Origin of the sequence: Streptomyces sp. 8N706, from assembly GCF_052245415.1 — a bacterium.
Lineage (GTDB): Bacteria > Actinomycetota > Actinomycetes > Streptomycetales > Streptomycetaceae > Streptomyces.
The window spans coordinates 44565-55046 of record NZ_JBQQBW010000044.1 but is presented as its reverse complement, the minus strand read 5'-3'; the positions used below and the strand labels follow the sequence as shown (position 1 = coordinate 55046).

Here is a 10482-nt window from a genome sequence, read left to right as displayed (position 1 = left end):
CGCGTCGCCGAACTGCGCACCGAGCGCTGCGAGGTCCCGTACGGCACGGCGGAAGCGGAGCAGCCCACCGTCGAAGGCCCTCCCCCGGCCGCTCTGCTGGACTGGGCGCTCGACGCCCTCGCCTCGGTCGGGGCGCTGACCCTCGGCGAGGACGAGGCCACGCTCACCCCCCTCGGCAACTGGGCCGTATGGGTCAAGCTGGAACAGATCTGCGTCGCCGCCCAGAGCCCCGCCGGCAACATCGAGCAGTCCGCCGAGGACATGCTGCGCGGCTGCGCCGCTCTCACCCCCGGCCCGGCCCGGGCGGAGTACCGGGCCTGGCTGGCGGCCCGCCCGGTGGGCAGCGCCGTCACCGAACTGCTCGACGTCGCCCGCGGCCACGACGCGCTGCTGCGCGGTCTGGCGTTCGAGGCGCTACGGGCCGTGGGCGCGCCGGCCGAGCCCGCCGTGCGGACCGCCGCCGACGAGCCGTATCTGCGCCCCTACGCCCTGCTGTGGCTGGCCGAGCAGGAGGGCGGGGACCCTGAGGACACCCTGGAGGTGCTCACCCGCCAGGAGGCCACCTGGCTGTGGGTCGACACCGCGGCCGCCGTCGCCGACCACGGCGAGGGCCCGCTGCTCGTCCGCCATCTCGACTCGGCGGTGCAGGGCACGGTCCCGGCGCTGCTCGAGGAGGTACGGGCGGTGGGCCACCCCCGTACGGTGCAGGTACTCGTCGCTCTGGCGGCGGCACACCCCGACCCGGCGCTCGCCAAGGCCGTGCGCCGGGCGGCCTTCCAGGTGCACACGGGAGGCGCTTAGATTCCGCTTCGGCACACCCCCGCCCGCCGGCCGGGGGTGTGCCGGGCTCGCGCGCCGCGGAGGAGACCGGCGGCGGAGCCACGGGCTCCGGTGGGCTCCTCTATGCGGCGCCGGCGGGGGCGTAGGTGCCGAAGCTCCAGACATTGCCCTCGGCGTCCCGCGCCATGTAGTCGCGGGAGCCGTAGTCCTGGTCGGTCGGCGGCATCAGGATCTCCGCGCCATGGGCCGCCGCCCGCTGGTAGTGCCCGTCGATGTCCTCGACGACCACGTAGATCCCGGCGGGGCCGCCGGTCCGCATGGCCTCCACGAACACCCCTTCCCGTCCCTTCGACCCGAGCATCACCACGCCGTTGCCGAAGGAGAGTTCGGCGTGGGTCACGAGGTCGCCCTCCCCCGTGTACACCGCGTCGGCCTTGAAACCGAAGGCCTCGGTGAGCAGCTTGATGGCCGCCTGCGCGTCCGCGTACAGCAGTGTCGGGTAGATGGTCGGCCGGCCCGTGCCGGTGTCTGCCATGGCACTCACTCCTCTGGGAACCCTCTGCTCCGCCCGGTGCGGCAGCGCGTCGCACACCCATGAGTATGAGCGAATTGCCCCTCTTCGTCCTAGGAGGCCCTCCGGCCGGACCGGCCCCGCCGCACGACGCCGAATGGAGGACGCGGCAGGGGCCGCCCGCCGTGTCGGCCCGTACGCTCCCTCCCGTCCCGCGCCGCGCGGCTACGCTCTGCGCCATGTCGGACGGGGTCGCGGGCAGCACCCGCACCGAGCGTCTGGCCCTCCCCGCCCTCGCGGTCCTGCTGGTCCTGGCGCTCGCCGTTGCCGCCCGCTGGGAGCGCCCCGCCCCGTACGGCGACCGCCTCACCGTCCACGCCTCCGCGGCCGCCACCCTGTGGGGGTCCCCGCAACCCGTGCTGCGCCGGACGGCCCGCTCCGTCGAGGCCTACGACCCGGCGAGCGGTGCCCGGTGGTGGACGTACTCCCGGCACAGCCGCCGGCCGCTCGCCGTACGGACCGCCCCGGGGCACGCCTTCATCCTCTGGAACGACGGGATGATCACCGACACCGGACCGCCCGGCACGGTCCGCTGGCACCGTGCCATCCCCGGCGCCGCCGCATGGCTCGCCCATCGGGCCGCCCGGCGCGGCGCGGACGTGCTGCGGCCGCTCGACGGAGGATGGCGCACCCTCGCGGTGGTCACCCCCCGCCGGATTGCGGCGTACCGGAGTGCGGACGGGGATCTGCGCTGGGTGCTGCCCGCCCGGCCGGGCTGCTCCTTCGCGCCGCGTCTGGCCGTCCGCCGCGGTGCCGTGCTGATGGTCGCCCAGCCGTGCTCCGACGGCCGCCGCGCCGCCGGAACCGACCCCGCCTGGACCGCGGAGCTGGTCGCGGTCGACGGCCGGGGCCGCATCACGCCGGAGCGCGGCCCGCTCGGCGATACGCCCCGGGGACCCGTGTGATGCCCTGCCGGTGCGGTGTCTGTGTGATCCCTCACGCCCGTGTCGTGGTCCCTCACGCCCGTGCCGCGGTCCCCGGCGCGTCCGGGAAGAGGGCGCGGGGCGGGACGGAAGGGGCCGAGCGGCCCCCACCAGGACACTCCTCCGTCCCCTCCCGCGTACGCACCCCACGCCCGGGGCCAGCCGCCCGGCGGACAGCAGGCAGGCGACGGACCGGGCCGTGTCTCCACGGAAGTCTCCGCGGAATTCGAGTTGCGGGCCCCCGCTAGACTGGCCCGCATGGCAATTCTCCTTGTGCATTAGACGGCGTCGTTCGACCTCGCCTGTCCTTCCCGACGCCCGAATCCTGCCCTGGAGTCCCTTCCGTGATCACCGCCACCGGTCTCGAGCTGCGCGCCGGCGCCCGGGTCCTCATCGAGTCCGCTTCCTTCCGTATCGCCAAGGGTGACCGCATCGGTCTCGTCGGCCGTAACGGCGCCGGCAAGACCACCCTCACCAAGTGCCTGGCGGGCGAGGGCGTCCCCGCCGGCGGCACCATCACCCGTTCCGGTGAGGTCGGCTATCTGCCCCAGGACCCGCGCACCGGTGACCTCGACGTCCTCGCCCGCGACCGCATCCTCTCCGCCCGCGGCCTCGACAGCGTGCTGCGCAAGATGCGCGAGAACGAGCAGCGGATGTCCACCGGCCAGGGAGCCACCCGCGAGCGTGCGATGAAGAAGTACGAGCGGCTGGAGACCGAGTTCCTCACCAAGGGCGGGTACGCCGCCGAGGCCGAGGCGGCCACCATCGCCGCCAGCCTCAACCTGCCCGACCGGGTGCTCGGGCAGCCTCTGCATACGCTCTCCGGCGGCCAGCGGCGCCGCGTCGAGCTGGCCCGGATCCTCTTCTCGGACGCCGACACCCTGCTCCTCGACGAGCCGACCAACCACCTCGACGCCGACTCGATCTTCTGGCTCCGGGACTTCCTCAAGACCTACCGCGGTGGCTTCGTCGTGATCTCCCACGACATCAACCTGGTCGAGTCGGTCGTCAACAAGGTCTTCTACCTGGACGCCAACCGCTCCCAGATCGACCTCTACAACATGGGCTGGAAGCAGTACCTCACCCAGCGCGAGGCCGATGAGAAGCGCCGGAAGCGCGAGCGCGCCAACGCCGAGAAGAAGGCCGCGGCCCTCAACTCCCAGGCCGACAAGATGCGGGCCAAGGCCACGAAGACCGTGGCGGCCCAGAACATGGCGCGGCGTGCCGAGAAACTGCTCTCCGGCCTGGAGGAGGTGCGGCAGTCCGACAAGGTCGCCAAGCTGCGCTTCCCCGACCCCGCGCCCTGTGGAAAGACCCCGCTGACGGCTGAGGGTCTGTCGAAGTCGTACGGCTCCCTGGAGATCTTCACCGATGTCGACCTGGCCATCGACAAGGGCTCTCGCGTGGTCATCCTGGGCCTCAACGGCGCCGGCAAGACGACGCTGCTGCGGCTGCTGGCCGGGGTCGAGACGCCCGACACCGGCCGGGTGACCCCCGGCCACGGCCTCAAGCTGGGCTACTACGCCCAGGAGCACGAGACCCTCGATCCGGACCGGACGGTCCTGGAGAACATGCGCTCGTCCGCGCCGGACCTCGATCTGGTCGAGATCCGCAAGACGCTCGGCTCCTTCCTGTTCTCCGGGGACGACGTCGACAAGCCGGCCGGGGTGCTGTCGGGCGGTGAGAAGACCAGGCTGGCCCTGGCCACCCTGGTGGTGTCCTCGGCCAACGTCCTGCTCCTCGACGAGCCGACCAACAACCTGGACCCCGCCAGCCGTGCGGAGATCCTGGGCGCCCTGCGCACCTTCACCGGGGCAGTCGTCCTGGTGACACACGACGAGGGCGCGGTGGACGCGCTCCAGCCGGAGCGCATCATTCTGCTGCCCGACGGTGTCGAGGACCTCTGGGGCGAGGACTACGCGGATCTCGTCGCGCTGGCCTGACCGGTCGGGCCCGACGCCGCTCCTGGCAGAACCCCATGAGGACCGTGTCAGGACCGGCGCCGCTCCGGGCAGGGCCCGGTCAGGACGGCAGGACCGGCGCCTGACCCGTCAGGACCGTTTTCGCGGCCGCTGATCCCCTTCCGCTGGATCATTCGGCCGATGGGTGATCCATCATCTGGGTGAGTCCGGGTCGTACCTCGGCGCGTCCTCCTGGCGGGCCCGGGAATGGGTGATGTATGCACCCGCTCGCCCGTATCCGGGCGGGAGCGTCATGCCCAACGGCGCTGACCTGGACCTTCGCCATCAATGGCACACAGTGACGAATTCCGGGCGATGCGGAATGCAAGGTTCCGGATGCGCGGGTGGGTGCCGACCACGGAAAGCTTGTCGCACAGACCTTGCCGAATGGGTGGCCAGGAAGCGCCCGAGGGGTGATCATGAGAGTCCAGAGCGCACTTCCCATGAGGAGGCACGGGTGGCCGAGACTCTGAAGAAGGGCAGCCGGGTGACCGGCTCCGCGCGCGAAAAGCTCGCGGCTGACCTGAAGAAGAAGTACGACTCCGGTGCGAGCATCCGGGCGCTGGCCGAGGAGACCGGCCGTTCCTACGGATTCGTCCACCGGATGCTCAGCGAGTCCGGCGTGACCCTGCGTGGTCGCGGCGGAGCCACACGGGGTAAGAAGGCCGCTTCGGCCTGACGAGGCGCCCCCGGCAGGAGTGGCAGTGCCACCCGGTCGATCGATCGGTCGCCCGGGTGGTTACTGTGCAGTACAGCAGCCTCCCGGGGACGGTCCCCGTACCTCCGGGAAGGCTGGGATGACTGCGCCCACCCGGAGGCACCTCATGACCCTGCTGGACAAGGACGGCGTACGGCTCACCGTTGACGATGCGGCAACCGTCGCCACGGTGACCCTCGCCCAACCCGACAAGCGCAACGCCCAATCGCCCGCCCTGTGGCGGGCGTTGACGGAGGCGGGGCGCCTGCTGCCGGGCAGCGTACGGGTGGTCGTGCTCCGCGGAGAGGGCAAGTCCTTCTCGGCGGGGCTCGACCGGCAGGCGTTCACGCCCGAGGGCTTCGACGGCGAGCCGTCGTTCATCGACCTCGCGGGCGGCTCCGACGCCGAGCTGGACGCGGTCATCGCCGAGTACCAGGACGCGTTCACCTGGTGGCGCCGGAACGACATCATCAGCGTCGCCGCTGTGCAGGGGCATGCGATCGGTGCGGGCTTCCAGCTCGCGCTCGCCTGCGACCTGCGGGTCTGTGCCGACGATGTGCAGTTCGCCATGCGTGAGACCAGCCTCGGACTGGTCCCGGACCTGACGGGTACGCACCCGCTCGTCTCGCTGGTCGGCTACGCCCGTGCCCTGGAGATCTGCGCCACGGGCCGGTACGTCCAGGCCGCGGAGGCCGAGCGCACGGGCCTGGCCAACCTCGTCGTACCCGCTGATGAACTCGAGGGCGCGGTGGCGGATTTGGCGGCGGCCCTGCTGGCCGCCCCGCGCGACGCGGTGATCGAGACGAAGGCGCTGCTCCGGGAGGCGGGGGACCGTACGTACGAGGAGCAGCGCGCCGCCGAGCGGGCCGCTCAGGCGCGGCGGCTGCGGGACCTGGCCGGCATCGCGGAGTAGGAGGTCGGCCGGCGGCGGCATTCCTCGGGGCGTGCCTGGCGGCCGCGGCGTGCAGGGGACCGTCCGCCTGTCGGCCGCAGGTGCTCCCGGCCCCGCCGGGCGGAGGGGCCGGACGGCCCGGCGTCCCCTCGCCGTGGTCAGCGCGCTCGTCCCCGCGCGCCGGCCTGTATCTCGAGGTCACGGTGTGTCGACTGCCGTGACCACGACGGCGACCGTGACCGGCCCCGGGGCGTCCAGGGCCGCCGCGATGGTCACCGCCGTACGGACCGCGCGGGCCACGTCCAGTGCACGGTGACCGGCGGCGATCGCCAACTGCACCTGCACATGACGCCGTTCCGGGTGGTCCCGGTCCTCGACCCGTACGGCGGGCCCGCTCAGGGCGGCGGCGAGCCGGGTCACCCCCGGAACGGCCACCGCGGCCGCGGCCACTTCGCCCCCTGGCTGCGCAAGGGGAACGGCCACCGCTTCGGGGTGGGGCTCCGGTTCCCCGGCCGGTTCCCCTGCCGGGGGCCCGGGCCGGCTCTCCGGGCCTTTTGTGGAAGAGGGGGTTTCCAGCAGGTCGGTGACGCGTAGATCGACCTCCACGACAGTCAGTCCGAGGCGCTCGTCCGCCGCTGTGAGCAGCGCCTCCCGCACCTTTTGGGACGTCGCCTGGAGAGGCAGTCGCAACGGCGCCGCGAAGTCCGCCTCGATACTGAGCGGTCCGGTCGGCAGCGCGCTCGGCGGCGCCGGGACCGCTGAGCCGACGGCCGAGCCCGCGTCCGCCAGGCCGATCCGCAGCCGGTCGAACCGGACGCCGGTCCGTGGGGCCACGGCCCCACGCAGCACATCGCTCGCGGCGCGCTCCGTGATCCAGGCGCCGTCCTTCGGCCCGCCGAGCGGGAGCAGTCGGCCCAGCCCGAGCTGCTGGCGTACCGCGTGGACCCATTCGTCCGCCGCCACTGGCGCTCACCCCAATCCGTGATGCTCCGTACTCTGCCGCAATCGCACCGGGACAGCCGGGTGCGCCATTCGTCCGTCACCTCCCGTCCCACGCCTGTCGCAGCCCTGGGGCGAAATTGGACAAACACACATAGTGTGGGCAACGGAGCGGGATGCCGCTTCTCTCCTCTCCTCGGAAGGGACGACCGGCGATGTCCGATGCCACCCAACGGAACCGGCCCGAAGCCCCCAGCACGGAGGCGGGCGAGACCAGAAGGGCCCCCGGGCCGAAGCGTGGTGGGGGCGAGCCGGCGTCCCGTGGCCGGACCACGATCGCCGACGGCGTGGTGGAGAAGATCGCCGGGCTCGCGGCCCGCGATGTGGTCGGCGTCCATGCGATGGGGGGCGGACTGTCCCGCACCTTCGGGGCCGTACGCGAACGGGTGCCCGGTGCCGGGAAGTCCGTCACCCGCGGGGTCAAGGCCGAGGTCGGGGAAGTGCAGACGGCGATCGACCTGGAGATCGTCGTCGATTACGGCGTCTCCATCCGGCAGGTCGCGGGCGCTGTACGGGAGAACGTCATCTCAGCGGTCGAGCGGATGGCCGGCCTCGAAGTCGTCGAGGTCAACATCGCGGTGAGCGATGTGAAGCTGCCCGATGAAGAGGACGAAGAGGAAGAGCAGCCACGTATTCAGTAGCGGACCGGAAGCGGGCCGCGAGCGGAGGAGCGCACGATGAGCATGGCCGCAGTCGGCTTGATCGCCGGGATGGCACTGGGCTTTGCCGGATACTTCGGCGGCTTCGGCGCCTTCCTGCTGGTGGCGGCGCTGGGCGCTGTCGGATTCGTGGCCGGGAGGTTCCTGGACGGCGATCTGGAACCCGGCGACTTCTTCCGGCCGCGCGAGCGCGAACAGCGGCGGCGGTGAGCACCGGTGGCGAACGAGGACGCCGCCGAGGAGCCGCGCCGTTCCCGGGAGTCGGGGCCCTCTCCGGAGTCGGGGCCGTCTCCGGAGTCGGGGCCGTCCCCGGAGTCGGGGCCGTCCCCGGAGTCGGGACCCTCTCCGGAGTCGGCGGAACGGTCTCCGGGGCCGGGGTCCGCGGAACCGTCCCCGGGGCGGTCGCAGGCAGCGCCGGGCCCAGCGTCCGGGCCGGCACATGAGCGGCGGGTACCCCCGGGTGGGCGGGGGGCCACCCGGATCGCCGAACGGGTCGTCGCGAAGATCGCTTCGCAGGCGGCCCGGGAGGTGCTGCGCGGGGTGCCCGAAGCGGAACGCGTGCCGTCCGGGCGCGGGCCGCACGCGACGGCCTCGGTGCGCGGTGCGTCCGAACACGAGAACGTGGGAGGCCCGCTGGGGGAGGCCCGGGTACGGCTCGCCGTGGAGCTGGGCTATCCGTCCGACATCGGCGCGCAGTGCCGTGCGGTGCGTCGTGGAGTCGCCGAGCGGGTACGGGCCTTGGCGGGTATGGCTGTGCCCGAGATCTCCGTGACCGTCGAGCGGCTGCACTCGGCGCACACGCGGCGGACGGATCAGGGGAGGGTCGGATGACCGGCGACGAACCCGAGACACAGGGCACCCGGCGGCTGCCGACGATCGAGCGCGACGCCTCCCCGGGCGCGGGCGACGGCGGTGAGGGCGGTTCGGGGCTGCGGCAGTCCGCGTCCGCCGCGGCCTACGAGAGCGGGGACGAGCCCCGGTCCGCTCGCCGCTTCTGGTCCACACGGCGTGTACCGGCGACGATCGTCGCCGCCCTCGTCGTCGCGGGCGTGGGACTGGTGCTCTACGACGTCGCCGCGGTGCGGGCCGGCCGTAACGCCATGGCATGGCGACGCAGGCTCGCCGAAGAGCTGGCGGAACGCCCGCTCGACGACGCCTGGATGATCGGTGGGGCGGCGGGCGCGATGGTCATCGGACTGTGGCTGCTGGTGCTGGCGCTCACCCCCGGGCTGCGGTCGCTGCTGCCGATGAGGCGTCCGGTGGACGCGGAGGGAGCGGAGCACGTACGGGCCGGGCTGCACCGGTCCGCGGCCGCTATGGTCCTGCGCGACCGGGCGATGGAGGTCCCCGGCGTGCATGCGGCACGGGTCAAGGTCCGTCGTCGCAAGGTCGGCGTCCGGGCGCAGGCGCACTTCCGCGATCTCGACGAGGTCCGTGGCGACTTGGACGCGGCGCTGGCCGCCGGACTGCGGGAGCTCGGCCTGGCCCGGCGGCCGGCGCTGTCCGTGCACGTACGACGCCCGTCGAAGAGGTGACGTGACGCATGCTCAGGCTCAGGACTGTCAACCGTGTGCTGCTGGGGCTCGCCGGACTCGCCCTGTTCGCGCTGGGCGGCGCGGTGCTGGTGGGCGGGCTGGATCTGTCGCGGCACTGGGACTTCGCACTGCCCGGCTGGTGGCCCTTCAGGGGGCCGCACGACATGATCCTCGGCGCGGAGGGACGGACGCGATACCGCGACGACGGATGGTGGTGGCCGGTCGTCTTCGCGGTGCTGGGTGTGCTGCTGGTGCTGATGCTGTGGTGGCTGCTGGCACAACTGCGGAAGCACCGGCTCCGCGAGATTCTGGTGGACAGCGGGGACGGTGCGGGTGCCCTGCTGCGGGGGCGCGCTCTCGAGGGCGCCATGGCGGCTGAGGCGGAGTCGCTGGACGGTGTCTCCCGGGCTGATGTACGGCTGACGGGCCGCCAGCGAACGGCTCCGGAGGTGCGGGTGGGGTTGGCGCTGGAGCCGCACGCGGGGCCCGCGGAGGTGGTGGGGCGGCTGACGCGTGACGCGCTGGGGCATGCGCGGGAGTCGGCGGGTCTGGAGCGGCTTCCGGCGGAGGTGCGGGTCACGGCGGTGCGGCATGGGGCGGAGCGCGTGCTGTAGCCGCCGGCGCGGTGCGGGTCGGATCGTGTGGGTGCGGGCCTCCCCCGGGGCCCTTCCCGGTGTCCCCCTGGCTTTCCTGCTGTCGTCCGAGGGGTCAGAAGCCGTGGCGGGAGCCGCCGTCCACGGGGAGCATCAGGCCGGTGAGATAGGACGCCGCCGGGGACAGCAGGAAGGCCGCGACCTTGCCGAACTCCTCCGGGCGCCCATAGCGGCGGAGCGGAATCGACGCCGAGGTGCGGCTGCGGGCCGCGTCCGCGTCTCCCGAGAGCGCGTCGAGTTCGCGGACCCGGTCCGTGTCGATACGGCCCGGGAGAAGGCCGATGACGCGGATGCCCCGGGGTCCGAGTTCGACGGAGAGGGACTTGGCGAAGCCCGCCAGGCCCGGTCGCAGGCCGTTGGAGATCGTCAGGCCCGGGATCGGCTCATGGACGGAGCCGGAGAGGACGAAGCCGATCACGCCGCCCTCGGAGAGCTCGGCGGCCGCCGTCCGGGCGAGGCGTACCGCGCCGAGGAAGACCGATTCGAAGGCGGCCTGCCACTGGGCGTCGGTGTTGTCCGTGCCCAGCCCGGGCGGGGGCCCGCCGACGCTGATCAGGATGCCGTCGAAGCGTCCGAAGCGGGCCCGCGCCGTGGCGATCAGACGGTCGGCCGTACGGGGATCGGCGTTGTCCGCGGCGATGCCCGCGGCGTTCTGCCCGAGCTCCGCGGCGGCGGATGTGGCGGACTCCTCGTCGCGGCCGCTGAGCACCACCTTCGCCCGATCGGCGACGAGTTCCCGCGCGGCGGCCAGGCCCAGGCCACGGCTGGCGCCCGTGACGACGTACACCCGGTCCTTCAGTTCAAGATCCATG

Annotated in this window: 12 protein-coding genes and 1 pseudogene; 10 read left to right on the top strand and 3 right to left on the bottom strand. The window is 73.0% G+C overall.

The window, feature by feature from the left end:
• Positions 1-801: pseudogene (locus ACTWQE_RS18550) on the top strand (hypothetical protein); the annotation flags it as partial.
• A gap of 100 nt (positions 802-901) precedes the next feature.
• Here the strand turns inward: ACTWQE_RS18550 and ACTWQE_RS18545 are convergent.
• The gene (locus ACTWQE_RS18545) at positions 902-1315 is read right to left on the bottom strand and encodes a VOC family protein (RefSeq protein WP_443330079.1); all 414 of its coding nucleotides are present in this window, start codon (positions 1313-1315) and stop codon (positions 902-904) included.
• A gap of 215 nt (positions 1316-1530) precedes the next feature.
• Here ACTWQE_RS18545 and ACTWQE_RS18540 point away from each other — a divergent pair, with 215 nt between their 5' ends.
• The 4 genes from ACTWQE_RS18540 (at position 1531) to ACTWQE_RS18525 (ending at position 5845) form a co-directional block, all read left to right on the top strand.
• Entirely contained in the window at positions 1531-2256 is a 726-nt protein-coding gene (locus ACTWQE_RS18540; RefSeq protein ID WP_443330078.1) for a hypothetical protein, read from the top strand.
• Between the two features lie 362 nt (positions 2257-2618).
• Positions 2619-4217, top strand: a complete 1599-nt coding sequence (locus ACTWQE_RS18535; protein WP_443330077.1) for an ABC-F family ATP-binding cassette domain-containing protein — start codon at positions 2619-2621, stop codon at positions 4215-4217.
• Positions 4218-4692: 475 nt separating this feature from the next.
• Positions 4693-4914 carry a helix-turn-helix domain-containing protein gene (locus ACTWQE_RS18530; RefSeq protein ID WP_030544574.1) on the top strand — a complete coding sequence of 74 codons (222 nt, stop codon included), beginning with the start codon at positions 4693-4695 and terminating at the stop codon, positions 4912-4914.
• Between the two features lie 145 nt (positions 4915-5059).
• Positions 5060-5845, top strand: a complete 786-nt coding sequence (locus tag ACTWQE_RS18525) for an enoyl-CoA hydratase/isomerase family protein (protein WP_443330081.1) — start codon at positions 5060-5062, stop codon at positions 5843-5845.
• Between the two features lie 177 nt (positions 5846-6022).
• On the opposite strand, the gene ACTWQE_RS18520 is transcribed toward ACTWQE_RS18525, so the two are convergent.
• A complete protein-coding gene (locus ACTWQE_RS18520) occupies positions 6023-6787 on the bottom strand; it encodes a nucleopolyhedrovirus P10 family protein (protein ID WP_443330076.1) in 765 nt (254 codons plus the stop codon).
• 191 nt (positions 6788-6978) lie between these two features.
• Here ACTWQE_RS18520 and ACTWQE_RS18515 point away from each other — a divergent pair, with 191 nt between their 5' ends.
• From ACTWQE_RS18515 to amaP, 5 genes are all read left to right on the top strand, one after another.
• Complete coding sequence (locus ACTWQE_RS18515; protein WP_443330075.1) at positions 6979-7464, top strand: Asp23/Gls24 family envelope stress response protein; 486 nt, start codon at positions 6979-6981, stop codon at positions 7462-7464.
• A gap of 36 nt (positions 7465-7500) precedes the next feature.
• Positions 7501-7692 (top strand): hypothetical protein, encoded by a 192-nt coding sequence (locus ACTWQE_RS18510; RefSeq protein ID WP_443330074.1) that lies wholly within the window; start codon positions 7501-7503, stop codon positions 7690-7692.
• 270 nt (positions 7693-7962) lie between these two features.
• A complete protein-coding gene (locus ACTWQE_RS18505; RefSeq protein WP_443330080.1) occupies positions 7963-8313 on the top strand; it encodes a hypothetical protein in 351 nt (116 codons plus the stop codon).
• Positions 8310-9017, top strand: coding sequence for a DUF6286 domain-containing protein (locus tag ACTWQE_RS18500; protein ID WP_443330073.1), 708 nt, complete (start codon positions 8310-8312; stop codon positions 9015-9017). Before ACTWQE_RS18505 ends, ACTWQE_RS18500 begins: the two co-directional genes overlap by 4 nt.
• 8 nt (positions 9018-9025) lie before the next feature.
• The gene (amaP, locus tag ACTWQE_RS18495; protein ID WP_443330072.1) at positions 9026-9631 is read left to right on the top strand and encodes an alkaline shock response membrane anchor protein AmaP; all 606 of its coding nucleotides are present in this window, start codon (positions 9026-9028) and stop codon (positions 9629-9631) included.
• A 94-nt stretch (positions 9632-9725) separates the two neighbouring features.
• On the opposite strand, the gene ACTWQE_RS18490 is transcribed toward amaP, so the two are convergent.
• Positions 9726-10481: an SDR family oxidoreductase gene (locus ACTWQE_RS18490; protein ID WP_443330071.1), complete on the bottom strand. Its 756-nt coding sequence runs from the start codon at positions 10479-10481 to the stop codon at positions 9726-9728.
• Position 10482: the final 1 nt, after the last annotated feature.